At 65.3% G+C, this 23,879-nt stretch carries 22 protein-coding genes and 2 pseudogenes; 16 read left to right on the top strand and 8 right to left on the bottom strand.

The genetic code is table 11. The annotated features are described in order from the left end of the window. Positions 1 to 6 precede the first annotated feature (6 nt). The 3 genes from MRAB57_RS14205 to MRAB57_RS14195 all read left to right on the top strand — a co-directional run bounded on the left by MRAB57_RS14205 (position 7) and on the right by MRAB57_RS14195 (position 2,825). The gene (locus MRAB57_RS14205; protein ID WP_077087972.1) at positions 7 to 1,149 is read left to right on the top strand and encodes an acyl-CoA dehydrogenase family protein; all 1,143 of its coding nucleotides are present in this window, start codon (positions 7 to 9) and stop codon (positions 1,147 to 1,149) included. A gap of 111 nt (positions 1,150 to 1,260) precedes the next feature. Continuing rightward, positions 1,261 to 2,001 carry a FadR/GntR family transcriptional regulator gene (locus MRAB57_RS14200; RefSeq protein ID WP_077079557.1) on the top strand — a complete coding sequence of 247 codons (741 nt, stop codon included), beginning with the start codon at positions 1,261 to 1,263 and terminating at the stop codon, positions 1,999 to 2,001. Next, positions 1,998 to 2,825 (top strand): PaaI family thioesterase, encoded by an 828-nt coding sequence (locus MRAB57_RS14195; protein WP_077087971.1) that lies wholly within the window; start codon positions 1,998 to 2,000, stop codon positions 2,823 to 2,825. Before MRAB57_RS14200 ends, MRAB57_RS14195 begins: the two co-directional genes overlap by 4 nt. A gap of 12 nt (positions 2,826 to 2,837) precedes the next feature. Here the strand turns inward: MRAB57_RS14195 and MRAB57_RS14190 are convergent, their stop codons facing one another. Continuing rightward, entirely contained in the window at positions 2,838 to 4,958 is a 2,121-nt protein-coding gene (locus MRAB57_RS14190; RefSeq protein WP_077087970.1) for a tannase/feruloyl esterase family alpha/beta hydrolase, read from the bottom strand. Between the two features lie 116 nt (positions 4,959 to 5,074). Here MRAB57_RS14190 and MRAB57_RS14185 point away from each other — a divergent pair, with 116 nt between their 5' ends. Further along, the gene (locus tag MRAB57_RS14185) at positions 5,075 to 5,737 is read left to right on the top strand and encodes a TetR family transcriptional regulator (protein WP_077087969.1); all 663 of its coding nucleotides are present in this window, start codon (positions 5,075 to 5,077) and stop codon (positions 5,735 to 5,737) included. 62 nt (positions 5,738 to 5,799) lie between these two features. Here MRAB57_RS14185 and MRAB57_RS14180 read toward each other — a convergent pair whose 3' ends face one another. The 3 genes from MRAB57_RS14180 to MRAB57_RS14170 are packed head-to-tail and all read right to left on the bottom strand — an operon-like array spanning position 5,800 to position 8,998. Further along, positions 5,800 to 6,609, bottom strand: a complete 810-nt coding sequence (locus tag MRAB57_RS14180) for an enoyl-CoA hydratase/isomerase family protein (protein ID WP_077087968.1) — start codon at positions 6,607 to 6,609, stop codon at positions 5,800 to 5,802. An 11-nt stretch (positions 6,610 to 6,620) separates the two neighbouring features. Next, on the bottom strand, positions 6,621 to 7,781 hold the full coding sequence (locus MRAB57_RS14175; RefSeq protein WP_077087967.1) for a thiolase C-terminal domain-containing protein: 1,161 nt from the start codon (positions 7,779 to 7,781) through the stop codon (positions 6,621 to 6,623). Then, complete coding sequence (locus MRAB57_RS14170) at positions 7,778 to 8,998, bottom strand: Zn-ribbon domain-containing OB-fold protein (RefSeq protein WP_077087966.1); 1,221 nt, start codon at positions 8,996 to 8,998, stop codon at positions 7,778 to 7,780. Before MRAB57_RS14170 ends, MRAB57_RS14175 begins: the two co-directional genes overlap by 4 nt. A gap of 109 nt (positions 8,999 to 9,107) precedes the next feature. On the opposite strand from MRAB57_RS14170, the gene MRAB57_RS14165 reads away from it, so the two are divergent. Genes MRAB57_RS14165 through MRAB57_RS14150 form a run of 4 tightly spaced genes read left to right on the top strand, consistent with a single transcriptional unit; the run spans position 9,108 to position 13,015 of the window. Beyond that, complete coding sequence (locus MRAB57_RS14165; protein WP_108637632.1) at positions 9,108 to 9,971, top strand: SDR family oxidoreductase; 864 nt, start codon at positions 9,108 to 9,110, stop codon at positions 9,969 to 9,971. Between the two features lie 9 nt (positions 9,972 to 9,980). After that, positions 9,981 to 11,132, top strand: coding sequence for an acyl-CoA dehydrogenase family protein (locus MRAB57_RS14160; RefSeq protein ID WP_083743411.1), 1,152 nt, complete (start codon positions 9,981 to 9,983; stop codon positions 11,130 to 11,132). Further along, the gene (locus MRAB57_RS14155) at positions 11,129 to 12,226 is read left to right on the top strand and encodes an acyl-CoA dehydrogenase family protein (RefSeq protein ID WP_077079550.1); all 1,098 of its coding nucleotides are present in this window, start codon (positions 11,129 to 11,131) and stop codon (positions 12,224 to 12,226) included. Before MRAB57_RS14160 ends, MRAB57_RS14155 begins: the two co-directional genes overlap by 4 nt. Positions 12,227 to 12,235: 9 nt before the next feature. Continuing rightward, a complete protein-coding gene (locus MRAB57_RS14150; RefSeq protein WP_077079549.1) occupies positions 12,236 to 13,015 on the top strand; it encodes an SDR family oxidoreductase in 780 nt (259 codons plus the stop codon). 46 nt (positions 13,016 to 13,061) lie between these two features. Here the strand turns inward: MRAB57_RS14150 and MRAB57_RS14145 are convergent, their stop codons facing one another. After that, positions 13,062 to 13,889: an enoyl-CoA hydratase/isomerase family protein gene (locus MRAB57_RS14145; RefSeq protein WP_077079548.1), complete on the bottom strand. Its 828-nt coding sequence runs from the start codon at positions 13,887 to 13,889 to the stop codon at positions 13,062 to 13,064. Between the two features lie 161 nt (positions 13,890 to 14,050). Here MRAB57_RS14145 and MRAB57_RS14140 point away from each other — a divergent pair, with 161 nt between their 5' ends. The 5 genes and pseudogenes from MRAB57_RS14140 to MRAB57_RS14120 all read left to right on the top strand — a co-directional run. Further along, the gene (locus tag MRAB57_RS14140) at positions 14,051 to 14,881 is read left to right on the top strand and encodes a mycofactocin-coupled SDR family oxidoreductase (RefSeq protein ID WP_077079547.1); all 831 of its coding nucleotides are present in this window, start codon (positions 14,051 to 14,053) and stop codon (positions 14,879 to 14,881) included. Between the two features lie 12 nt (positions 14,882 to 14,893). Then, entirely contained in the window at positions 14,894 to 15,691 is a 798-nt protein-coding gene (locus tag MRAB57_RS14135) for an SDR family oxidoreductase (protein ID WP_077079546.1), read from the top strand. Between the two features lie 60 nt (positions 15,692 to 15,751). After that, a pseudogene (locus MRAB57_RS14130) lies at positions 15,752 to 16,227 on the top strand (cytochrome P450 family protein); the annotation flags it as partial. A gap of 103 nt (positions 16,228 to 16,330) precedes the next feature. Then, on the top strand, positions 16,331 to 17,320 hold the full coding sequence (locus MRAB57_RS14125; protein WP_077087684.1) for an IS481 family transposase: 990 nt from the start codon (positions 16,331 to 16,333) through the stop codon (positions 17,318 to 17,320). Positions 17,321 to 17,325: 5 nt separating this feature from the next. Then, a pseudogene (locus tag MRAB57_RS14120) lies at positions 17,326 to 17,958 on the top strand (cytochrome P450); the annotation flags it as partial. Between the two features lie 4 nt (positions 17,959 to 17,962). Here MRAB57_RS14120 and fadD4 read toward each other — a convergent pair. Next, positions 17,963 to 19,489, bottom strand: coding sequence for a fatty-acid--CoA ligase FadD4 (gene fadD4 / locus MRAB57_RS14115; RefSeq protein WP_077087965.1), 1,527 nt, complete (start codon positions 19,487 to 19,489; stop codon positions 17,963 to 17,965). 108 nt (positions 19,490 to 19,597) lie between these two features. Between fadD4 and MRAB57_RS14110 the strand changes: the two genes are divergently transcribed. Next, positions 19,598 to 20,215 (top strand): isochorismatase family protein, encoded by a 618-nt coding sequence (locus MRAB57_RS14110; protein WP_077087964.1) that lies wholly within the window; start codon positions 19,598 to 19,600, stop codon positions 20,213 to 20,215. Here the strand turns inward: MRAB57_RS14110 and MRAB57_RS14105 are convergent. Both MRAB57_RS14105 and MRAB57_RS14100 read right to left on the bottom strand, forming a co-directional pair. Continuing rightward, a complete protein-coding gene (locus tag MRAB57_RS14105; protein WP_077087963.1) occupies positions 20,199 to 20,810 on the bottom strand; it encodes a TetR/AcrR family transcriptional regulator in 612 nt (203 codons plus the stop codon). The genes MRAB57_RS14110 and MRAB57_RS14105 overlap by 17 nt on opposite strands. Then, a complete protein-coding gene (locus MRAB57_RS14100; protein ID WP_077087962.1) occupies positions 20,800 to 21,813 on the bottom strand; it encodes a Rieske 2Fe-2S domain-containing protein in 1,014 nt (337 codons plus the stop codon). The genes MRAB57_RS14105 and MRAB57_RS14100 overlap by 11 nt, the downstream gene beginning before the upstream one ends. A 180-nt stretch (positions 21,814 to 21,993) precedes the next feature. Between MRAB57_RS14100 and MRAB57_RS14095 the strand changes: the two genes are divergently transcribed. Further along, the gene (locus MRAB57_RS14095) at positions 21,994 to 22,989 is read left to right on the top strand and encodes an LLM class flavin-dependent oxidoreductase (protein ID WP_077087961.1); all 996 of its coding nucleotides are present in this window, start codon (positions 21,994 to 21,996) and stop codon (positions 22,987 to 22,989) included. 75 nt (positions 22,990 to 23,064) lie between these two features. Beyond that, complete coding sequence (locus MRAB57_RS14090; protein ID WP_077087960.1) at positions 23,065 to 23,847, top strand: FadR/GntR family transcriptional regulator; 783 nt, start codon at positions 23,065 to 23,067, stop codon at positions 23,845 to 23,847. The last annotated feature ends 32 nt before the right edge of the window (positions 23,848 to 23,879 follow it).

Below are 23,879 nucleotides of genomic sequence, written 5' to 3'. Positions count from 1 at the left end.
AAGTACATGCGCCGCAACATCTTCGACGAGGTCCACGGCGAGTTCCGGGCGACCGCCAGAAGCTTCTTCGAGCGCGAATGCGTGCCCAACGTGGAGAAGTGGGAACGCGACGGCAAGGTGAGCCGCGAGGCTTGGCTGGCCGCTGGCGAACACGGATTGATCGGCTGGGAGTTCGACGAAAAGTACGGCGGCCTCGGCGTCAAGGACTTCCGGTTCAACCAGATCATCTCCGAGGAGATGTTCCTGACCGGCTCGGTCGGCATCGGCCTCGGCGTGCAGAACGACATCCTGGTGCCCTACCTCAACGATCTGACGACCGACGAGCAGAAGGAGCGCTGGCTGCCCAAGTTCGTCGCCGGCGAGTACATCGGCTCCGTCGCGATGTCCGAACCCGCGGCCGGGTCCGATCTGGCCGGCATCAAGACCACCGCCCAAGACGAGGGTGACCACTGGGTAGTCAACGGCCAGAAGACGTTCATCAGCAATGGGCTGCTGTCCAAGCTCGTACTGACCGCGGTCAAGACCGACCCGTCTGCCCGGCACAAGGGCATCAGCCTGCTGATGATCGAAGACGGCATGGAGGGTTTCACCCGCGGCCGCAAGCTCGACAAGATCGGCCAATACTCCGCCGACACCGCCGAACTGTTCTTCGAGGACGTGCACGTGCCCAAGGAGAACCTGGTGGGAGAGCTCAACCGCGGCTTCTACCACCTAGTCTCCAACCTGCCCAGCGAGCGGGTGGGTGTGGCCTGCTACGCACTACCCGCTGCGCGCCGTGCGCTCGACCTGACCAAGGCCTACGCGCTGGAACGCACCGCATTCGGGCAGCCCATCGGAACGTTCCAAGTCAACAGGCACTTCTTGGCCGAGATGCAGACCAAGCTCGACGCCGCACAGACCTATCTCGATCAATGCGTGCTGTCGGTCAACGACGGCACTCTGAGTGATCAGGACGCCGCCGGGTTGAAATGGTGGACCTCCGAAGTGCAATGGGAGATCATCGACCGCTGCCTGCAGCTGCACGGTGGATACGGCTATATCAACGAGTACGAAGTCGCCAGGCTCTGGCGCGATTCGCGGGTGCAGCGGCTCTACGCCGGCACCACGGAGATCATGAAGGACCTCATGGGACGGGCGATGGGGTACTAAGGGTGGCGTTGCTAACTGGCAGGCCGCGAATCACGTGCTCAGGTAGGGGATTCGACTAATCTTCCAAATAGTCAGTTGTTTGATGGATTTACAGTAGCCGCGGAGGTCGTAATGGAGGTCACCAGTCTTCGGGAACCGAAGATGGCCGATCGAGTGGCCACAGTGCTGCGGCGGATGTTCATCCGCGGCGAGATCACCGAAGGCACCATGTTGCCGCCGGAATCGGAACTGATGGAGCGTTTCGGCGTATCCCGGCCGACACTGCGGGAAGCCTTCCGCGTGCTCGAGTCCGAGTCGCTGATTCAGGTCCAGCGGGGGGTGCGCGGCGGGGCCCGTGTCACCCGCCCCCGGCGCGAGACACTCGCGCGCTACGCCGGCTTGATCCTCGAATACGAAGGCGTCAAGGTAAAGGACGTCTACGACGCCCGGGTGACCCTAGAGGTCCCGATGGTCGAGCAGTTGGCCAAGGACCGCAATCCCAAGGTGATCGCCGAACTCGAGCAGATCGTCGAGCGCGAATCGCAGCTGAATCCCGGCAGCGAAGCCGTCGATCAGCTCACCGACTTCCACGCCGCGATCGCGCGGTTGTCCGGCAACAGCACCCTGCAAATCGTCAGCGACATGCTGCATCACATCATCGAGAAGGCCAACCGGTCGCTGCAGCCCACCAAGGGTACGCGCGCCGAACAGGCGGTACGCCGCTCGGCGAAGACCCACCGCATGGTGCTGGACATGATCAAGGACGGCGACGCCGAGAAGGCCGGCGAGCTCTGGAAGCGCCACCTGCAGAAGGCAGAGGAGTTCGTTCTCACCGGCGCCGAATTGTCCACTGTCGTAGACCTTCTCGAATGACGGGTGTCGACGAGCAGGTAAACGAGCACGATCTCGAAACACCCGACTCGATACAGGTCCGTTTCGGTATCGAGTATGTCGAGTCGCACCCGCCCAAGGCCTTGGCCGTGTTGTCGATGCAGATGCACCGATTCCGCAATCCGTATACCGGCGCTCCCACCGTGGGGCCCTTGGCGATCCTCGTCGACGCCGCCGCCGGGATCGTCAACCACTACCGCAGGCTGCCTGGCCAGTGGACGGTATCCAGTGAGCTGTCGATGGACTTGAGTCCTGACATCGGCGAACTCGACGGTCCCGTCCTGGCCAGCGCACATTCGCCCGGTCCGCTGGGTGCGACGTCGCTGGGGGTCTGCACGCTGACCTACCGCGGAACCGTGATCGGCAACGGCACAGTACGGTCGTTCTTCATCCCCGCCGGCGATGTCGTTCCCCAGTATCGACCGGAGACCCTGCAACGGTCGCCACAGACCGCGCTGTCAGACCTCATGGCCGTCACCGTCGCATCCGACAACGCCGACTGCGTGGTGCTGACGCAGGGTGTCGACCAGAATCTCAACAACGACATCGACATCGTGCACGGTGGGGTGGCGGCGGCCGGACTAGAGCTCGCGGCTTCAGCCGCAATCAACCATGACCGTTCCGGCGGTCTGCTGCAGACCGGGTCTTTGCGGGTGAACTTCTTGCGCCCCTTCTTCGCCGGCGACGAATCCCGCTATGAGGGAACGCAATTGCGAGTGGGCCGTCAGAGTGCCGTCGGCGATGCGCAGGCCATCGGCGACGACGGCAAGGTGGCGATCACCGCGCGGGTCACCGCCTACCGCTGAGGTCGATTGCGCTCACGCGACGACGACTCGGACCTGCGCGACGTTGGCGATCCGGCACGAGCTCGCGGCTGTGTCGCCGTCTCGGTGCGAGTGGACCCGGCCGGTCACGAAATACTCGCCCGGCCGATCAAACGCGTGCTTGGTGGAAAGGCTGACGGACGTCGCCGACCCGTCGATGCCATCGTGGCCGAACGGGAAGAGGCCGGTGCCGTCGAAGTCCCAGTCGGCGGACACGATCGTGCCGGCGCCCGGAGGTACCGTCGCCGAGAGCTCCAGCTCAACCGCCTCTCCCACCGCCGCCTCTGCCCGGTCGCTGCCGTTGACGGTGACCGCGATGACCGCTTGGATGCCGCGACGCTGCGCGGCGTCCGGAGACAGGATCACCTTGTTCTCGACGTAGTCGAAGGCGGTGTCGACGGGCTCGATGCCGTCCTCCACCCACGCGATCAGATCGGCGAGCGACTGCTCGATGTACGGCAGGTAGTCAATCAGCCAGGTGTTGCTGGCCCGGTTGGGCGGCGAGGGCACCATCATCGAGGGGGTGTGCTCGGCGTTCTCGACCCAGCGCAGCCGGAACCGCTCCTTGGCGCCCTCCTGCCCCTGCGCCCGCAGCACGGCCTCGCGGTAGATGATCCCCTGCGACGGCCACAGCGACGAGTCCTTGGTGTGGTGCACCCAGATGAGCTTGCCGCGATAGAGCCCCGAGTACCCGACGCCCATGAGGGCCGACTGCCGCGGCACCGGGTGTTGCGGGAACAGGGGTCGATCATCGATGCGCAAGGAGTCGAACTGTGGCTCGCTCATCAGGTGGTGCCGTGCGAAGTAGTGGAAGGCCAGGAAGTCACGGTTGTCTACCTGTACCTCGTCGCCGGGCAGCACGTCGCTGAACCGGAGCAGGTTGGCCTCGCCCGCAGCGTCGCAGTACAGGACGTCGTCGGCGTGGGCCCCGCAGTAGAGCCGCCGCCCCGCCGCAGCGCCCGTGAGCACGGTGACGCTCGTGCCGAGCCGGTAACCCGTCTCCCCGAGGCCCTCCAGCTCGACCACCATGGGCAGCGAGGGATCTGCCCCGAGGCTGGAGAACACCATGATCAGCAGCCGGAAGTTCTGGTGCCGGGGCTCGAGGAAGCGCGGATCCGCCAGGACGTCGGCGCCCGTGAGCACCTTGGTCACGGTCGCTCGTGTGTTCAGGATGTCGCGCTCGACGAGGCCCGGCTGGTCGAAGCCGACGTAGCCGGGCTTGGTCCAGAAATCGTCGAAGTAGCTGGGGTCCTGCTCGAGCAGCGACGCGGCCATCGAGGTCCAGAGCCACATCTGACCGAGGGGCTTGCCGATCATGTACTCGTCGCCGCGCGGGAATCCCTGCCGGTACAGGCTGGCCAGCTCCTCGCGCTGGTGGGTGGTCAGCCCGACGAAGGGATCGCCATGCCCGCCGGGCGCCATGGCGTCGGCGATCTCATCCGTCTTCTCGCCGAGCAGGCGCTGGCAGTTGAACATCGTGGCGAACGACATCACCTGTGCGCCCTCGATCTTCTCGGTGTTGCCGTGCTCCACGATCGGTCCCCCGCCCATGAACGGCAGCGCGCCGTCCCATGCGTCGGGCGCGTTCTCGAGGCACAGCGGCGACCGCCGTCCTCCGCCCGAACCGCCCCAGACATAGGCGTGGTGCGGCTCCTCGCCGTAGACCTGCGCGCCGACGAACTTGGCCAGTCGGGCTGTCTCGGCGCTGGCGCGGTGCCCGTAGAGCGTCGGGTCGTCGCCCCCTCGGGGGTCGAGGTCGTCACCGATGTGGCCCTGGTTGGACTCCACCATGCAGCCGCCGAGGCGGGCGCACATCCGCAGCCCGCCAAGGAAGTTTGCCATGAGGTCGTTGCCGAAGGCGTTCTCGTGGCCGCCGTGAGCGCCCTCGAGCGGCTGGAGGATCCGCCCGCGGTACTGCCCATTGGTGGGGAACCAGAACGCCCAGCGAGTAGCGGTGTCCGCGAACCCACCGTGGACGTAGCGGTGCGCGATCGGTTCCGATCGCTCTTCGTCGACGTCCACGTACGGCGTTCCGAAGAACCCGTCCGTCGACACGTAACCCGCAACCTCAATCGTGCCGTTCCCGACCTTCGAACGCTGACCAGTCTCGGCCATTGATGTCTCCCCACAGTCGTGTCGCCCGCGACGTCGTTGCCCGCTGAACGCGAAACATTGCGGGTGTCTGCCAACTTTTGCACTCTCTGCCATGCTCTGTCTAGAGTCGTGCAGTGATGACTAAGCCCGCCGCTTCGGCCGCGCCCATCGGGGAAGGTGTCTGGGATCGTCGCCGTCGCCTCGTCGCGGGCGAGATCGAGCAGGTCGCGCTTCGGCTGTTCGCTGAACAGGGCTACGACAACGTCACGACCGACGACATCGCCCGGGCATGCAACATCTCCGCACGGACGTTCTTCCGCTACTTCGCCGCGAAACGCGATGTGCTCCTTGCCGTCCCGCGCCGCAGCCTCATCGTCCTGTGCGACGCGGTGGACCAGCGCCCCGCAAACGAGAACCTCCTCACCTCCTGGCGAGCGGCCGCCATCGGTGTTCTCGGTGGCGACGAGGTCGATCTCGCCCTGATCGAGCAGCTCAAGGTGCTAGTCCGAGACAGTCCCGATCTCGTCGACACGATGAACGGCGACGCCGAGCTCACCGAGCGGTTCGTGCGGACCAACGCCGAGCGGCTCGGCGTTGATTCTGCGACGGACCTGCGTCCGATCATCGTGGCAGGGGCCGTGCGCAACGCGCTCATCGCGGCATTGGACCAGTGGTCCTCCGGCCGGGCCGACGACCTCGAGCGGTCCTTCGAGGAGGCCTTCGACATCCTCGCTCGCCTCGACACGATCGGTGGCCGACGCACCGCCAAGACCTCGCGTTCGCGCACCCGGCGCACGTAGCCGATCCGACTTTCCGATGCGGGGAGTAACGTCGTTGCGCCGCAGGGGCTTTGACGAGTCGGCTACTTCTTAGAGCGCGCGCGGAAGGCCGCGACCCGCTCCTTGAACTCAGGCGTCGAGAATGACGTCAACTCCTCGGCTAGCGCATACTCCAGCACCCCGTGAGCGGCCCGGCTCAGATGCATGTTGAGCGCCACCTTCGACGACCGCAGTGCCTGCGGCGGCAGGGCGGCCAGTCGCTCGCCCAGCGCCAGCGCTTCGTCCAGCACCGCGTGGTCGGCGACGACCTTGGTGACCAGGTTGAGCTTCTCCGCGATCGGCGCGGTGATCCGATCTCCAAGCAGGACATATTCTTTGGCCTTCATCATGCCGATGAGCAATGGCAGCATCGCGGCGCCGCCGTCGCCCGCGGTCAACCCGACCGCGACGTGTGGGTCGGCCAGATAACTGCTCTCCCCCATCACCAGCAGGTCGGACAACAGGGCGATCGAACAACCCAAGCCCACCGCCGGGCCGTTGACCGCGGCTACCAGCGGCTTGGGGAAGTCGATCACCTCGAGGAAGACCGTCCGTGCCTCCTGGATCTGAAACGCGCGGGCCACCTCGTCCTCGATCAAGCGGCCGAACATCACCATGTCACCGCCTGCCGAGAATGCCTTGCCCACCCCGGTGGTCACCACCGCACGCACGTCGTCATCGGCGGACAGCACCCGCCAGATGGTCGCGAAGGCGTGGTGCACCTCCTCGGTGACGGCGTTGAGCGCCTCGGGACGATTGATGCTCACGATGTGGACATTGCCGCGCTTCTCGACCAGCAGCCACGGGGCGAACTCCTCGTAGCCGGACAAGGTGGCGATCTCAGAAGTCGTCATGTGATGTCCCATCAGTTCTTTTCGTTGGAGAGGATAGTGACCGCGGAGACCGCGGTCGGCCCGCCGATGTTGTGGGCCAACGCGACTCGCGCACCGTCGACCTGATTCTCGGCCTCGCCGCGAAGTTGGTTGAATAATTCGTAGCACTGCGCGACGCCGGTTGCTCCCGGCGGATGCCCCTTGGCCTTCAGGCCCCCGCTCGGGTTGATGGGCATCGATCCTCCGACGTAATGCTCGCGGCTCTCGACTAGCTTGTAGGCCTCGAACCTCTCGACGAAGCCGAGGTCCTCGTAACTGATCAGCTCGACACCCGTGAAACAGTCGTGGACTTCGGCGACGTCGACGTCGCGCGGTGTCAAACCCGCCATCCTCATCGCGGCCTTGGCAGCGCGCACGGTCGGGGGGAACGTCGTCATGTCCGCCTTGTGTTGGTGCATCACCCGGTCCATCCCCAGACCCACACCACGCACCCAGACCGGCCGATCGGTGAACCGGTCCACGACCTCCTCGGCGGCCAGGATGACCGCGGCGGCACCGTCGCTCTGCGGGGTGCAGTCGTAAAGCCCGAACGGGTCGACCACCATCGGGGCGGCCAGCGCCTGCTCGACGGTGATCTCGTAGCGCAGTTGGGCTTTCGGGTTCTTCAGCGCGTGGAAATGGTTCTTCACGGCCACCATCGCCATGTGCTCTTTGGTCGCCGGCGACTCGTGCAGATATCGCATCACGTGTAGCGCGAAGTTCGCGGGTGCGACCAGACCCAGCGGGTAGTCCCAGGCGTTGTCCCGGGTCATCGCCGCCCAGTCCCAGAACGTCGTGCTCGACGACGTCTCGCGGACCTTGTCGGCCCCGACCACGAGCACCACGTCGTAGAGACCGGACGCGATGGCCAGTGTTCCGTTGCGGATCGCGTCATTACCTGTGGCACAGGCATTTTCGACGCGCGTTACTGGAATATCCGTCAGGTCGAGGGTGTCGGCCAAGATGCCGGACGGGAACCCGTCGGTGGTCGATAGCTCGCCGAACCACGCGGCCTCGATCTCAGACTTCTCGATGCCCTTGTCCACCTTGGCGACCGCTTCGGCGTAGGCCATCGGAATCAGATCCTTGACACCAAGCTCGAAGTGTTCGGCGAAGGGCGTCATCCCCGCGCCGACGATGGCGACGTTTCTCATGCAACGGCTCCTTCCAGCGTCCGTCCGGGCCAGAATGCGTAACCGTAGTCGGGAATTCCGGCGCGCATGGCGATCTTTCGCAGCACCACCGCACCCGATTGACCGATTGCCGCTTCGCCCGCCGGCACGCCGGTGATCTTCAGCAGCACCCGGACTGGGCTGCCGTCGAGTTGCACCACGGCCAGCGAATACGGACTGGGCAGGTCGGGCACCGGAATCCGCACCGTGGTGTGGGTGTAGACCGTGCCCGTTCGTGGCAGCGGCTCGAGCCGGTACTCGGTCGCCAACTGTCCCGCGTTGTTGACCCGCAGCCGCGGCGGAAACTGCGGGGCGGAGTCGATGCCCGGGCTCTCGTCGAAAACCGCTGCCTCCCAGCGTATCTTCGGCTCAAATGCTCGCGCGTACGCCGGCATCGAGATCGGAATCCCCACGCCCTCGGCAACGCGGAACTTCGGCAGCTCTCGGGGCGAGAACTCGTCGCGGGAGATCCGGAGCGTCGTGGACCCGAACGCGAGGTCGGCCGCGCTGATGCTGGACTGCTCGACCGCGAGCAACAAGCCTTGCGTGCCCGCCTCAATCGCATCGGCCAGCAGCAGGATGATCGCCGCTGCGGAGACAGTGGGGTCGCCCACGGCGTGCGATGTTTCGAAGTCGCTTGCGACCTGAGCGAGCGGCGCGCCTGCTACCGCGGCCAGCGCCAGTTTTCCGGTCAGGCCCAGTCGGGTCAGGGTGGAGCGCACCCCCACCTCGCGTTGCAGCCGGGGGTCGACGTAGGCATGGCGAGCGCCGTCCTCACCCCGGGCCGTCAGCGGCAGACTTCGCGTCTGGCGTGCCGCCGGGGTCAGCGTGGCGCCGCCGTCACCCGTCAGCACCGCGCCGGCCCCCGCCGCGAGATCGTTGTCGTCGGCGGCGACCACCAAGGTGCCGTCGCCGGCGCTGCCGATTTGGTCCAACACCGCGGGCGCACCGCCGAGCACCTCGGCCACGGGGGTGTCGGCCGGCAGGGACAACGCGGCCAACAGCACCGCGCCGTTGCCGCCCTCCAGCAGCGGAAAGTCACGTGACACCAGCACCACGCGTTCCGCCGTGGCGTCGGGATCGGCAGCGCGTCCCGCGGCGACGGCCATGGTCAGCGCGTCCTCGTCTGGTCCCTTGACCCGCCGGTCGCGCACCGTCCAGGGCGGCAGATAGGTGCCGATCGAAAAGACCCGAGTCATAGATCCCCGCTTTTGTGGATGAGCGCGCGTTACATCGCGTAACTAACTAGCTATATAGTTATAGCATTCGACCTCACAGCCTAGCGACGGACGGAAGGGTCAACGAACCGTGGGCAATCCCCATCCTCGCAGTCTGAAGGATCGCGTCGCGCTGGTAACCGGTGCCAGCCGCGGCATCGGCGCCGCCATCGCCGAACGGATCGCCGAAGACGGTGCCGCCGTGGCATTGCTGGCCAAAACTGAGATGCCGAATCCCAAGATCGCGGGCACCCTTGCCGAGACCGCAGACGCCGTGCAACGCGCGGGCGGCCGGGCGCTGCCGTTGGCGTGCGATGTGCGCGACGCGGTCGCGGTCGCATCGGCCGTCGAGGCCGTAGCCGACGCGTTCGGCGGCATCGACATCGTCGTCAATAACGCCGGGGCCCTGGATCTACGGCCGACCGCGCAACTCCCGCCCAAGAACCTGCGCCGGCTGCTGGAGGTCAATGTCGAAGGGCCGTTCGCGGTTGTGCAGGCCGCACTTCCGTACTTGCGCCGGTCGGGCAACGCACACGTGGTCAATATCGCTCCCCCGCTGAACATGGACCCCAGATGGGTTGGTGCCCATGTCGGGCACACCGTGGGCAAGTACGCCCAGAGCCTGCTTACCTTGGGATGGGCCGAGGAGTTCGCCTCGGTGCCGATCGCGGTGAATTCGCTGTGGCCGGCCACCACGATCGCCAGTACGGGAATGATTGTCGCAATGGGCGAGGAAGCGGTGCGGGCGCAGGCTCGCAGCCCGCAGATAATGGCCGAGGCGGTGCACGCGCTGGTCACCCGTCCCGCCGCGGCGTGCAGCGGCCACTTCTACACCGACGAGCAGATCCTTCGCGAGGAGGGCCGCGCCGACCTTTCGGAGTACTTACTGGCCGCGAGCGAGCAGGACCTGACGCCCAACTTCTACCTCCCGTCGGCCCCGGTGCCCACGGTTTAGGAAGCGACTGTGGTGAATTCGTTCGACGCATTGAGCGCCCGTGAGCCCGAGTTGGTCAAGCTGCGCTCCGCCGTGCGGGACTTCTTAGTGTCCGACCGCGCTGAATTCGGGTGGCAGCCCGGCGTCGACTCGTGGCTGGCCGGGTGGGACGAGGAGTTCTCAGCGCGGCTTGGCGCCGCCGGATTCGTCGGCCTGACCATCCCGCAGCGCTACGGCGGCCACGGGCTGGGACATTTGCACCGCTACGTGGTGACCGAGGAGCTGATCGCGGCGGGCGCGCCCGTGGCCGCGCACTGGACCGCCGATCGCCAGGTCGCACCAGGCCTGCTGACCTACGGCAATCAGGAGCAGCGCGAACGTCTGTTGCCCAAAATCGTTGCGGGCCAGCTCTATTCATCGATCGGCATGAGCGAGCACGGCGCCGGGTCCGACCTTGCCGCTGTGCAAACCAAGGCCGTCCGCGCCGACGGCGGCTGGCTACTCTCCGGCAGCAAGGTGTGGACCAGCGGGGCCCACCTTGCACACCAGGTCGTCGTGCTAGCCCGCACCAGCCCGCCGGATCCAGAACACCGCCACGCCGGATTCAGCCAATTCCTGGTGCCTTGCGATGCCGAGGGCGTCCGCATCGAGCCCATCATCTTGATGTCGGGTGCACACCACTTCAACGAGGTGCTGTTCGACCAGGTCTTCGTTCCCGATGCCGACGTGCTCGGCGAAGTCGGCAACGGCTGGCACCAGGTCACCTCCGAGTTGTCGTTCGAACGCAGCGGGCCCGAACGGATCCTGTCCACCGGTCCCCTACTGTTCGCCGCCATCCGCGCACTCAGTCGCGGGCCGGAGCCCGACGACCGCACCGCCGCCGACATCGGCGACCTGATGGCGCGGCTGATCTCGCTGCGGCAGCTGTCGTTGTCGGTGGCCCGCACCCTCACCGACGGCGGCGACGCGGCGAATCAGGCCGCGCTGGTAAAGGACCTCGGCACCCGTTTCGAAGCCGAATCCGTCGGGTTGATCGCAGATCTGCTCGAGGCGGTAACGCCGGATTCCGAATTGACGCCAATGCTGAGGACCGCGTGGCTGCACAAGCCCATGTTCACCCTGCGCGGCGGCACCAACGAGGTGCTCCGCGGCGTGATCGCCCGCGGAATGGGGCTGCGATGAGCGCTCTGGCCGGCGGGGTATTCGCCGTAACCGACTCTCAGGACGACGACACACAGCTGCGCCAACTGATTGACGACCTTGGGCAGCGCTCCTACGACGCCGGTCTGGGCCATCGCGGCATCCCCGACCAGTTCGACGCCGAGCTCTGGCGCAACCTCGAGGAAACAGGGCTGGCCAGGCTGACGAGCACACCGGATATGGGGGCCGGCCCGCACGAGTTGGCCATTGCGCTCTACGGCGTGGCCCGCCACGCCGGTGCGGTGCCGTTGGCCGAAACCGACGCCCTTGCCGGCTGGCTGGGCCAGCAGGTCGGGATCGAGCTACCCGGCGGCCCGCTGACCGTTGCGGTCGCCGACGCCGAAATCGAGGGCGACCGGGTCACCGGCACCGCGGCCGCGGTGCCATGGGCGCGAGCGTGCGCCGCCGCGCTGCTGGCCGTCACCACACCCGCCGGACTCCGGATCGGTGTCATCGACGTGATCGGAGGTGAGCTGCGGGAAGGTCACAACCTGGCAGGCGAACCCCGCGATTCGCTCGTGTTCGACGTGCCGGCCGACCAGTTGCATGACGCCGACCCAGCACTCGGCGCCGAGCTGGCTCGGCGCGGCGCATGGTCACGCTGTGTGCAGACCGTCGGGGTGTTGGACGCCGCCGCAGCGCTGTCGGTTGAGCACACCCGGCAGCGCGTCCAGTTCGGCCGTCCGCTCAGCGCCTTCCAGTCCGTGCAGCAGTCACTGGCCGGCATGGCCGGGGAAATCGAAAGGGCCCGTGCCGCCGCGGAATTGGCCGTCGCAGCCGCTGCCGAGCACGGCTTCGACTCCCCTCACACCGACTACGCCGTCACCGTCGCGAAGGTCGCGGTCGGCCGCGCTGTCGGCCCCGTCACCAGCGTCGCCCATCAGCTGCACGGCGCGATCGGTGTGACCAGTGAGCACCCGCTGTGGCTGTTCACCCTGCGCGCTCAGAGCTGGACCGGGGATTACGGCACGACCGCGAACTACGCGCGGCGACTCGGCCGGCTCGTTCTGGCTGCGGAGGATTCGTGGAACCTGGTGACGGGCGATCTGACTCAATTGGAAATCAACGGTAGGTAAGGAGAACTGGTGACGGTGCAGCAATTCGAGGGCGCGTCGGCGATTGTCAGCGGCGGCGCGGGCGGTCTGGGCGAGGCCACGGTCCGTCGGCTTCATGCCGAGGGTCTTGGTGTGGTGATCGCCGATCTCGCCGTCGACAAGGGCAAGGCTCTGGCCGACGAGCTGGGCGGTCGGGCGCTGTTCGTCAGTACCGACGTGACGAGCGACGACAGCGTGCAGGGTGCCATCGAGCAGGCCAACCAGCTCGGTCGGTTGCGCTACGCGGTCGTTGCGCACGGCGGGTTCGGGGTCGCCCAGCGGATCGTGCAGCGCGATGGCAGCCCCGCCGACATGGCCGGCTTCACCAAGACCATCAACCTGTATCTGAACGGCACCTACAATCTGACCCGGCTGGTAGCGGCGTCGGTAGCCGCCGCCGAACCCCGCGAGGACGGCGAACGGGGTGCCATCGTCATGACCGCCTCGGTCGCGGGCTATGAGGGCCAGATCGGGCAGACCGCCTATGCCGCAGCGAAAGCCGGCGTCATCGGGCTCACCATCGCCGCGGCCCGCGACCTGAGTTCGGTGGGCATCCGGGTCAACACCATCGCACCGGGAACGATGAAGACGCCGATCATGGAGTCGGTCGGTGAGGAGGCAATCGCCAAGTTCGCCGCGAACATCCCCTTCCCGAAACGACTGGGCACTCCTGCCGAGTACGCCGACGCCGTGACGTTCCTGCTGTCCAATGGCTACGTCAACGGCGAGGTGATGCGCCTCGACGGCGCGCAGCGCTTCACTCCGAAGTAACCGGCGCGGGCGGACGGGCCGGCCTCGCGTCAGGCGTAGCGACGCGCTACAACCGGCCCTCCACCCGAAGTTTCGGGTGCACCCAGTCCGGCGAGTTCTTCTGCTTGAACGCCCGGAAGCCTTCGGCCGCCTCGGGACCGAAGAGACTGGTCGTCATGCCGATCCGGTCGTACAGCCCGAGGTAATTGTCCAGGCTCGCCTTGACCAACCCGCGCGCTCCGGGAGCGGTCCGGCAGCACTGCGCGAGCAATTCCTTGGCGACGCTCAACAGGTCGCCATGCGGGACCACCCTGCTCACCATGCCCCAGTCGAGCGCCTCCTCGGCGTTCAGCGTCCGTCCGGTGAACATCAGGTCCTTGGTCCGGACCGGTCCGATCAGCCGGGCCAGCACCTGGCTGTAGTACGTGTCGGCGATGCCACGGAACAATTCCGGGACCCGGAAGACGGCCCGATCGCTCACCACGGCGAGGTCGCTGCACATCGCGATCTGCAGCCCACCACCCTGACAGAGGCCATTGACCGCGGACACGACCGGCTTGGCCGACTGCCGCAGCGTGTCGAACGGCGTGACGTCGGTGCCCAGGATGGAAGCGAAGTCCATCCAGTTGTCCGCTGCTTTCTGACCCATGTCACCTCCCGGCGCAAAAACGTCACCGGTGCCGGTGATGAGCAGGCCCGCGAGGTCGGGATCCGCATTGACGCGACTCACCGCGTAACGGATACCGAAGTACATCGCAGGCGTCATCGCATTCCGCGCCTCGGGGCGGTCCAAGGTGCAAATCGCAAACGCACCTTCACGTTCGAACCTCAGGTAGGGGCTCCCCAACCAATCACCGTCGGGTGGGCGCGGACCGCCATTGGGGCTGTCGGTCATGTGAGATCCCTTCCAAGGCTCGGAGTGTGCCGTCGTCCACCAAATTAGCCAAATAGTTGTATGATTCCAATTCCCCGGCGTAACGTGGCGCACATCACTGCGTCGCGCCCTCACCGTCGCGCAGAGCGCGGCCGATAGCGAGCTACTGGAGGCTTAAAGACATGGGTTCACTGGACGGCAGGGTTGTCTTCATCACCGGAGCCGCTCGCGGGCAAGGCCGTTCGCATGCGGTGATGTGCGCCGAGCAAGGTGCCGACATCGTCGGCATCGACATCTGCGAGAACCTCGACATCGTGCCCTATGCACTTGGCACCGAAGACGATCTCGAGGAGACGGCCCGCCTGGTGGAGAAAACCGGCAGGAAGATGCTCACCCGCAAGGCCGACGTCCGCGATAAAGCCGCGCTGCAGGAGGCGTTCGACGCGGGCGTCGCTGAGTTCGGCCACGTCGACACGGTGCTCGCCAATGCCGGGGTCGTGCTGACGAACGCCGATGAGCGCGACGCGTCAGAGGCGCTGAGGCTGGGGCTCGACATCATGCTCATCGGGGTGTGGAACGCCTTCCAGGTGGCGATCCCCCACATGAAAGAACGTGGCGAGGGCGGCAATCTGATCGCGACGAGTTCGATGATCGCCCTGCTGGACCTCACCGACGGCCGCGGCGGCAGCGACGCCTACCTGATGTCCAAGGTCGCCATCGTCGGCCTGGTCCGCGCGTACGCGGCCATGCTTGCCCCCGACCGTATTCGCGTCAATGCGGTGGCGCCGACGAATTGCGCCACCCCGATGATCACTGACAACCCGGCGCTGTTCAAGGTGATCGAGGACAACCCCCGCATGGTCAATGCGGTCCAGACCGCACTGCCGGACTTGCCGCTGATCGAGCCGCGCGACGTCAGCAACACGATCCTGTTCTTGATCAGCGACGCGGGCCGTTCGTTCACCGGAAGCATGCTGAAGGTGGACGCCGGGATGGACGTGCGGCGAGGCTAGTCGGCGTAGCGGATGCATTACGGAATCGACGGCCGATCAGCGCTGATCGTCGGCGGCAGTAAGGGAATCGGTTTCGAAGCCGCGAAATTGCTTGCCGCAGAGGGTGCCCGGGTGGCAATACTGGCCCGCACCAAGTCCGATATTGACGCCGCCGTCGAAACGATCCGTAACGAGGGTGGCATCGCGATCGGCGTCACCGCCGATGTCAGCAACGCCGAACAGCTCCAGAACGCGGTGCGAGAAGTGACGGCCGCGCATGGGCCGCCTCTCATCGTCATCGGTCAATCCAAGTACCAAAAGCCCGGGGACTTCGCAGACATCAGCGACGTGAACATCTACCGCGAGTCCTTCGACATGCACACCACGAGCCAAATCCTGCTCCTGCACGCGGTGCTGCCCGCGATGAAGGAAGCGGGTTGGGGCCGCTTCGTCCACATCGGTTCAGCCACAGCGAAGGAGCCCACGGGCAGCATCCATCACGTGGTGGCCAATACCAGCCGTCCGTCAACGATCGGATTGCTCAAGACCGTCTCCGACGAGTACGCCCGATACGGCATTACCGTCAATACCGTCGCGCCCGGCTGGATCGAGACCGAGAACGCGCTCGCCTATCTGGATCAGCACGTCGGGGCCAGCACCGAGCAGGAACGACGCGACTTTATGCTCACCGGGGCCCGCGTCCCCGCGGCGCGGATGGGCAGACCGCGCGAAATCGCCTCGCTCATCACCTATCTGTGCTCCGAACCCGCCGGCTACATCACCGGCAACTGGATCGAAGTCGACGGAGGTCTGCACCGATCGGCGTTCTAACCTTTAGGAGAACATGTGGAAACCCTTGGCGCACCTGAACTCTCGTTCGCCAGCCTGCCGATGGCGGCGGACCGTGGGGTGGGGTGGAAGACCGTACGCGACGCCGGGCGGGTGGTGTTCATCGACGGCTGGTTCTACCTATCGCACCGCGAGGACGTGCTTGCCGCGCTGCGCAATCCGGAGTTGTTTCGTCGAAGAAGGCCTTCGACGTACTGGGCGCCCCATTGCCGCTGGTGCCCATCTCGACCGATCCGCCGGAGCACACCCGGTTCCGCAAGATCCTGCAGCCTTTCTTCAGCCCACACACCTTGAACGAGATGCTGCCGTCGCTTCAGAAGCAGGCGATCGAGATCGTCGACGAGATCGCCAAGAAGGGCGAGTGCGAAGTCGTCGCCGAGCTCGCGATTCCCTACCCGTCACAGGTGTTCCTGACGTTGTTCGGACTGCCGTTGGAAGATCGCGACCGGCTCATCGCATGGAAGGACTCGGTCATCGCGCTGGCGGATTCACCGACACTCGAAGGCGCTGACCTAACTGTACTGACCACGGACGTTGGTGACGGCGTGGCGTGGTGACATGACGAAGACCTCCGAGTGAAGTGCGAGCTGTCTAGGAAAGCACTCACTACCGGAGGTCTTCGTGTCCCACCGTAATGCCCCATTGTCAGAAACGGGTCGGCTGCGGCTTGCTCGTTGTGTTGTCGAGGACGGTTGGCCGCTGCGCCGGGCCGCCGAACGTTTCCAGGTCGCGGTAACCACCGCGGCGCGCTGGGCAGGCCGTTATCGCGCACTTGGGGAGGCCGGCATGGCCGACCGCAGCTCTCGGCCCCATCGCAGCCCGAATCGCACACCCACTCGTAGGGAGCGGCGCATTATCAAGGTCCGCGTTACGCGGCGATGGGGGCCTGCGCGAATCGGCTACTTGCTTGGCCTTCATCCCTCGACCGTGCACCGCGTGCTGGCCCGCTACGGGTTGGCCAAACTGCGTTGGCTAGATCGCCCCACCGGCCGTGTCGTTCGCCGCATCGAGGCAACCCAATGCGGCGAAATGGTCCATGTCGATGTCAAAAAGCTCGGCAAGATCCCCGCTGGCGGCGGGTGGCGGATGCTGGGCAAAGCCGTCGGCAAGCGCAACAAACAGGCCGACAAAAGCGGCGGCATCACAACCCAATACCGCAATCCGCGGCGCGGCTATCACTTTCTGCACACCGCCATCGACGGGTACTCCCGGCTGGTCTACAGCGAACTGCTGACCGACGAGCGCAAAGAAACAGCTGCCGCGTTTTGGATCCGCGCGCAATCGTGGTTCAGCGAACGCGGCATAACAGTACGAAAAGTATTGACCGACAACGGCTCCTGCTATCGATCACACGCATTCAGCGATGCGCTGGGCACCGTTGAACATCGCCGGACCCGCCCGTATCGACCCCAGACGAACGGCAAAGTGGAGAGATTTCACCGCACACTGGCCGACGAGTGGGCCTACGCCCGGCTCTACCGCACCGATGCCGAACGCTGTGAGCAATTCACCACCTGGCTACACATCTACAATCATCACCGCGGCCACACGGCACTCAAAGGTCAACCACCCGCTAGCCGCGTACCTAACCTCTCAGGTCAGTACACCTAACCCCCGCAATGGAATTGCTCGCCTACGTCTCCCAGGCGATCAACGAACGAAGGGCCAACCCTGGGCCGGACATCCTGTCCCAGGTGCTCACCGGCGAGGACCCCCTCGACGATACCGAGGCGATGGGGCTGAGCTTCCTGTTCGTGCTCGCCGGGCTGGACACGGTTACGGCGGCGATGAGCACGGCGCTGCTGGAACTCGCCCGCAACCCGGAACTGCGCGCCACCCTGCGTGAGGATCCCGGGCAGATCGATGTCTTCGTCGAGGAGATCGTCCGGTTGGAGCCGCCCGCGCCCATGCTGCCGCGGGTCACCACCGCAGAGGTCACCATCGGGGACATCACCCTGCCCGCGGACACCCAGGTGCGGCTGTGCGTCGGCGCCATCAACCGTGACGACAGCGATGAGATCTCGACCAACGACGTGGTGATGGACGGGAAGGTGCATCGGCACTGGGGCTTCGGTGGCGGACCGCACCGCTGCCTCGGTTCGCACCTGGCCCGCATGGAGCTGAAGCTGATCCTCGACGAGTGGCTCAAGCGCATCCCGGAGTTCTCCCTCGAAGCCGGTTACGAACCGCACATCATCTTCCCCGCGCAGACATTCGCGCTGGAGCGCGTACCGCTGAAGCTCGGGTAGTCGACTAACCCGTCGACGAGTACTTGGCGACAAGCTGCTGTTTGTACAGCTTACCGGCGTCAGTGCGGGGTAGCTGCGCCTCGAAGGAGATCGACCGCGGACATTTATAGTGCGCCAACCGATTTCGCAGCCATTCTAAGAGCTCCGCGGCGAAACCGTCGTTGGCGTCGGCCGGATCGACTGTCTGCACAACGCCTTTGACCGCCTGACCCATCTCGTCATCCGGAATGCCGAATACTGCCGCGTCGAGCACCTTGGGATGGGTGATTAGCAGATCCTCTGCCTCTTGCGGGTAGATGTTCACCCCGCCCGAAATGATCATGTGGTGACGGCGGTCAGTGAGATAGAGATAGCCGTCGGCATCGAGGTACCCGATGTCGCCGACGGTCACCCAGCCGTGCGCGTCGTGTGCCGCCGCCGTCTTCGCGTCGTCCTTGAGGTACTGAAACGAATGTCCGCCCTCGTAATAGATCTCACCCGGTGTGCCGGGCGGTAGCTCCTGGCCGTTCTCGTCCAGGATGTGCGGGATACCGACCAGCGGGCGGCCAACCGAGCCCGGGTGGTCCAGCCAGTCCTCTGCGCGGATGAACGACGCTCCCGCCGCCTCCGACGATGCGTAATACTCGTCGATGATCGGCCCCCACCACTGAATCATCTGTTTCTTGATGTCCACCGGGCACGGCGCGGCCGCATGTACCACCCTCCGCAAGCTGGAAACGTCGTACGACTTGCGCACCGCCTCGGGCAGTTTGAGCATCCGCACGAACATCGCCGGGACGAATTGGCCGTGCGTGATGCCGTAGCGCTGGATGCATTCGAGCGCGTCTTCCGGGTCGAACTTCTCCATGACGACCGTGGTGGCGCCCAGCGACTGCACAACCATCGACCAGAACGACGGCGCGGTGTGATACAGCGGTGCCGGGCTCAGATACACCGACTCGCTGGTGATTCCGACGGCGTTCATCAATGGCATGAGGATGTTGGGCGCTTCGCTCGGCGGTAAGTGCGGAAGCTCGCGGCGAATTCCCTTGGGTCGGCCGGTTGTTCCCGACGAGTACTGCAGCAGATCGCCTTCGCGTTCCTCGGCGATCGGCGTCCCGGGTTGATCGGCAACACATTCCGGGTAGCGATCCCATCCGTCCAGATCGTCGTCGGCGATCAATAGCAGCTCGGGTAGGCCGCCGGGCAGATGCTCGGCGAGGCCTTCGCAGACGCCGCGTGTGGCGCGGGATCCGATCAGCGCCTTGGCTGAACTGTTGTCGACGATGTAGGCCGCCTCGGCGGCAGTCAGGTGAGTGTTGATCAACGCGTAGTACAGACCGCTTCGCCTCGCCGCCCACATCACAGCATGGACGTGTTCATTGTTCTCGAGTATTGCCGCGACGGTATCGCCCTCGCAAAGTCCAGCGGCGTGCCAGAAGTGCGCCAGACGGTTGGCACGTATCTCCAGCTCGGCGAAGTCGATCACCGTGCCGGCCCGAGCAAGGACAAGGGCAGGTTTACCGGATGCGGTGTGATCGCGGATCTCCATGGTGCCAGCTTAGGGACTGTCGATGCAAAAGAGTCGAATCTCCATATTCTGTAAGGGATCTACCGAATATTTCGTCACAAGTGTCAAAAAATAGCCTAGGCTTGGAGGATGGCTCCGACACCATGGGACCCCGAGACCACGGCCGTTATCTGTGTGGAATGCCAGAACGGCGTACTGGGCCCCGAGTCCATATTGCCCGCGTTGGCCGCCGACACCTCCGAACTCGTATCCAGCGTGCACCGACTTCTCGATTCCGCCCGCCAGTTCGGCGCGCGGGTGGTGCATGCGACCTACGAAGGTAGCCTCGGCGGCCGGCCAACTGGGACGGCGCGCCTATGGCGGGCGCTGGATCCGGCAACCGCCCAGTGGACGCCCGGAAGCACGCCCACCACAGTGCTTCCCGAGCTGCTGGCGCCCACCGATCTGGTGCTACCGCGCCATCACGGTCTATTCCCCACGCTCGATTCCGAATTACTGCCCGTGCTCAAGGGCTTGGGCGTGCGCACCATCGTCCTTGCTGGCGTTTCGCTGAACCTGGCGATCACCCACACTGCCGGACATGTCACACAGGCCGGTTTCGACCTCGTCGTCCCACGCGACGCCGTCGGTGGAACCCCCAAGGACTATGCAGAACAGGTGCTGGACAACACTATTGCCGTGCTGGGTCGGCTGACCAAGATCGATAAGCTGATCGAGGAATGGACATCGGTCAGGTCTGACCGTTGACCGTTCGCCACAGCATCTCGGTGGCCGCTATGAGCACCGCTTGGCGCGTCGTCGACGGGACCTCGTTGTGGCGAACCATCAGCCACGAGCGTTCGAGCATCGCCATAATCACGAGGCCGGTAGCCACAGGGTCGAGGTCGGGCGGTGTCGGCGCTATCTTTGCGATGCCCTCACCGAGCGCGGCGGCGGTTCGACGGTGCGAGCGGGCGACTGCGGCGCGGAATTTGCGATCGGGAGGCATGTCCTCGGTGGAGCGGATGACGAACGCACCGTTGCGGTCGAGGTAGTCGAAGTAGTCGGCAACCCAGGCCTCGACGTCCTCCCGGCTGGGCGGGCTCCCCTGCTCCATGAAACCCTCGACAACCGAAAGCGCTTCGCGGTAGGTATCGGTACCGAGCTCGATGAAGAGCTCGGTCTTGTCGGAGAAGTAATAGTAGAAGTTCGCCCGGGTGACAGGTGCGAGGTCGGTGATGTCCCTGATGGTGACGCCCGAAAAACCCTTGCGCGCGAACGCCGTCCGCGCGGCGTCGAGGATTGACTCTCGGGTGCGGTCGGACTTGCGTGTTGGCCGCCGGGGCGAGCCCTCAGGCGCCATGCGTAACCGGTTCGGCTGTGGCCTGCGGTTCGGGATAGAACCCGCTCGCCCACCGGCGCAGCGCGCGAAAGCCCGCCCCCTCCGAGGTCGCGAGGCCCGGCCGTTCGAGATACTCCTGGTGCTCCCAGATCCGGATGTCGTCGGGCAGGGCGACTTTCGCCGCGGCCAGCCGAGCCTCGAAATCACCAGGGCCCTCTGCGTTTTCCTCGCTGATCCAATACCCGGCGAAGATGTCGGACCTGGTGTCGTCGACTGGTGTCGCGCAGATCGAGATGACCCGGATTCCGTCGCGGACGTGTTCGCCGTTGTAGCTGAGACCGATGCCTGACCAATAGATCTCGATCGTGTTCATCGTGTCGCCGTCGCGGTCCAGGCCGTCGCTCCACCTCCGGCCGAAGCCGACCTTGGCCGACCAGGTCGAGCTGTCGGTGCTTTCACGCAGTACCACGGGACTGATCGGGGTGCGATGGACGAATTGGAAGTGGTGGGGATCGACGGCGTTCTCGGCGATCACCTGGGGATGCACCTTTACCCGCTCGTGCCGTGTCCGGCAATCGGCGCCAAACGGGTGGAACCGCCGCGAGCGGACATGATCGCCGAGCACCGCGAAGGCGTCGGGCGCCACCCATAGCGGCTCCCGGCCGGCGCTGTCATGCCAGATCAAGATCGAGTCGTTGAGCTCCGCGACCGGATAGGAACGTACCCGGCGGGCCTTGTTGGGCCGATCCTGGTACGGGATGTGGACATTGCGTCCGGCGCCGTTCCACACCCAGCCGTGAAACGGGCACTGGATCCCTTCTTCGACGACGCACCCACCGTGGGCCAGGCTCGCGCCAAGATGCTGGCAGTGTGCGTCCAGCACCTTCACCACCCCGTCCAGCTGCCGGAAGGCGACCAGATCCCGGCCTAAGTAGTGCATCGGGACCACCTCGGCGACGGCGATGTCAGCACTCCAGGCCACCTGAAACCAACCGGTGGGCAGCATGCTCGGCAGGGTTTGCATTATCCGAACGCCCTTTCCACGCGCAATACCTAAAACAGCCGTATTTCGAGGCTACTCATTTTTGACACTTTTGTCTAAAAGAGCGTGCCGGCCGGCGAATTCCCCCACAGCGACCAATCAGGACGTACAATCACTTGTCTTACTAAGTTAATGATGTTCTGTAGACGGATGTGAGGACGCATGGACTGGGGTCTGCCGTGGCCAGGGCCTGCGCTGGCAGCGCAGGCGGAGACTGCCGGGGCGCAGGCGTTTTGCGCTGGCGAGTTCGCCGACCTCAACGCGTACATCACCGCGACCGAGATGGCCCTCGGGACCTCGCGGGCGTACATCGGTCCGGGAATCGCATATGCATTCGCCCGGTCCCCGTTCGTGCATGCCGCGGCCGTCCGACATCTCTCCACACTCGCGCCGGGCAGGATCTTTCTGGGACTTGGGTCGGGGACCTCGCGAATGAACAAGGACTGGTTCGGCGTCGACGCCACCCACCCCGCACCCCGGATGGCCGAATTAATCGAGGCGATCAGGGCTTTCCTGAACGCCGAGAACGGCGAACGCGTTCGATACGAGGGCCGGTTCTACACGATCGACGCCGACATCCGCGCACCCGTGCTCGGCCGGTTGGACGTGCCCATCTTGATCGGCGCCTTCAACAAGATCATGTTGCGGACGGCAGGTCGCACTGCCGACGGCGTGCTGGGGCATGGTCTGTTCACCGATCGCTGGTGGACCGAACTCGTAGAGCCCGAACTGGCCCGCGGCGCCGAATCAAGCGGACGTGACGCGGCCGAGCTACGCCGCTGGGGCTGGCTGATCACCGCGATCGACAACGACGACCCGGCCCGGGCTATCCGGGACGCGCGGCTGCAGATCGCCTTCTACTTCACCGTGAAGACCTACGACTCACTCGTCGAACTGCACGGCTGGACAGACGAGGTCGCCCGGATCCGATCGGCCTTCCGCAGCGGCCATCCGGAATCGATCGCCGACCACGTCACCGACGATATGCTGTGGTCGATCGCGATCTGCGGCGACGACACACAGGCACGCGAAATGCTGGCGACTCGCAAACGACTGCCCGACAGGACATTTGCATCACCGCCGAGCTTCCTGGTCGGACGCCGACGACGCGCCGGCTATGGTGCGGCAGCGACGCGCGTCCTTTCGCAACTACATTGACGCCAGCCACGGATGCACCAGATGGGCGCCTTAGATGGTGTACTGAGTACTACATGTCGAGTTCAGGAGGTCGCGATGCCAAAGCGGGAACCGCTCGCGCCGATGGCCACGTCACAGAATAACGGCGCGGTGCGGTCGCCGAAGACGGCCGAGATCGTGGCGGACACGTTGCGGCGGATGATCGTCGAGGGACAGCTCAAGGACGGCGACTTCCTTCCCTACGAAGCCGAACTCATGGATCACTTTCAGGTCAGCCGGCCGTCACTGCGAGAAGCGGTGCGAGTCTTGGAGTCCGACCGCCTCGTGGAGGTGCGGCGCGGCTCTCGCACCGGCGCCCGGGTTCGCGTCCCGGGCCCCGAGATCGTCGCGCGGCCGGCAGGCTTCCTGCTCGAGATGGCGGGAACGACGCTCGCGGACGTGATGACGGCACGGATGGGTATTGAACCGTATGCGGCCCGACTGCTCTCAGAGGATGGCACCGCCGCGGCCCACCGCGAGTTACGCGAACTCATCGAGGAGATCCCCGCTGCATGGGAGACCGGCAAATTGGCCGCAGCCTCGACCGCATTGCACCGCCGACTAGTCGAACTGTCGGGCAACGCGACGCTGACCGTGATCGTCGGCATGCTGCACGAGATCTTCGAAAAGCACATGACCGCAGCATTTCTCAGCGTTCAGAACGTCGTGCCCAAGGCTCAGTACACCAAGCTGATGCGGTCGTACACCCGACTCGCCGACTTGGTGGCCGCTCGGGACGGCGCTGAGGCCGAGGCGCATTGGCGGCGACACATGGAGAACGCCAGCGCTGAACTGCTCAAGGGCTACGAGAAGACGAAGGTCCGAGACATCATGCATTGAGTGGGCACCGTGCCCACCCTCATTTGAAGGAC

The organism is Mycobacterium rhizamassiliense, from assembly GCF_900157375.1.
GTDB classification, from domain to species: domain Bacteria; phylum Actinomycetota; class Actinomycetes; order Mycobacteriales; family Mycobacteriaceae; genus Mycobacterium; species Mycobacterium rhizamassiliense.
The sequence above is the reverse complement of the archived record's forward strand: the minus strand, read 5'-3'. Positions and strand labels throughout refer to the sequence as shown.

Bases quoted from the DNA above. Each gene is read 5' to 3' on its own strand.
- MRAB57_RS14205 (WP_077087972.1), top strand. From the start codon at position 7: ATGCGCCGCAACATCTTCGACGAGGTCCACGGCGAGTTCCGGGCGACC.
- MRAB57_RS14200 (WP_077079557.1), top strand. From the start codon at position 1,261: ATGGAGGTCACCAGTCTTCGGGAACCGAAGATGGCCGATCGAGTGGCC.
- MRAB57_RS14195 (WP_077087971.1), top strand. From the start codon at position 1,998: ATGACGGGTGTCGACGAGCAGGTAAACGAGCACGATCTCGAAACACCC.
- MRAB57_RS14190 (WP_077087970.1), bottom strand. From the start codon at position 4,958: ATGGCCGAGACTGGTCAGCGTTCGAAGGTCGGGAACGGCACGATTGAG.
- MRAB57_RS14185 (WP_077087969.1), top strand. From the start codon at position 5,075: ATGACTAAGCCCGCCGCTTCGGCCGCGCCCATCGGGGAAGGTGTCTGG.
- MRAB57_RS14180 (WP_077087968.1), bottom strand. From the start codon at position 6,609: ATGACGACTTCTGAGATCGCCACCTTGTCCGGCTACGAGGAGTTCGCC.
- MRAB57_RS14175 (WP_077087967.1), bottom strand. From the start codon at position 7,781: ATGAGAAACGTCGCCATCGTCGGCGCGGGGATGACGCCCTTCGCCGAA.
- MRAB57_RS14170 (WP_077087966.1), bottom strand. From the start codon at position 8,998: ATGACTCGGGTCTTTTCGATCGGCACCTATCTGCCGCCCTGGACGGTG.
- MRAB57_RS14155 (WP_077079550.1), top strand. From the start codon at position 11,129: ATGAGCGCTCTGGCCGGCGGGGTATTCGCCGTAACCGACTCTCAGGAC.
- MRAB57_RS14145 (WP_077079548.1), bottom strand. From the start codon at position 13,889: ATGACCGACAGCCCCAATGGCGGTCCGCGCCCACCCGACGGTGATTGG.
- MRAB57_RS14140 (WP_077079547.1), top strand. From the start codon at position 14,051: ATGGGTTCACTGGACGGCAGGGTTGTCTTCATCACCGGAGCCGCTCGC.
- MRAB57_RS14135 (WP_077079546.1), top strand. From the start codon at position 14,894: ATGCATTACGGAATCGACGGCCGATCAGCGCTGATCGTCGGCGGCAGT.
- fadD4 (WP_077087965.1), bottom strand. From the start codon at position 19,489: ATGGAGATCCGCGATCACACCGCATCCGGTAAACCTGCCCTTGTCCTT.
- MRAB57_RS14110 (WP_077087964.1), top strand. From the start codon at position 19,598: ATGGCTCCGACACCATGGGACCCCGAGACCACGGCCGTTATCTGTGTG.
- MRAB57_RS14105 (WP_077087963.1), bottom strand. From the start codon at position 20,810: ATGGCGCCTGAGGGCTCGCCCCGGCGGCCAACACGCAAGTCCGACCGC.
- MRAB57_RS14100 (WP_077087962.1), bottom strand. From the start codon at position 21,813: ATGCAAACCCTGCCGAGCATGCTGCCCACCGGTTGGTTTCAGGTGGCC.
- MRAB57_RS14095 (WP_077087961.1), top strand. From the start codon at position 21,994: ATGGACTGGGGTCTGCCGTGGCCAGGGCCTGCGCTGGCAGCGCAGGCG.
- MRAB57_RS14090 (WP_077087960.1), top strand. From the start codon at position 23,065: ATGCCAAAGCGGGAACCGCTCGCGCCGATGGCCACGTCACAGAATAAC.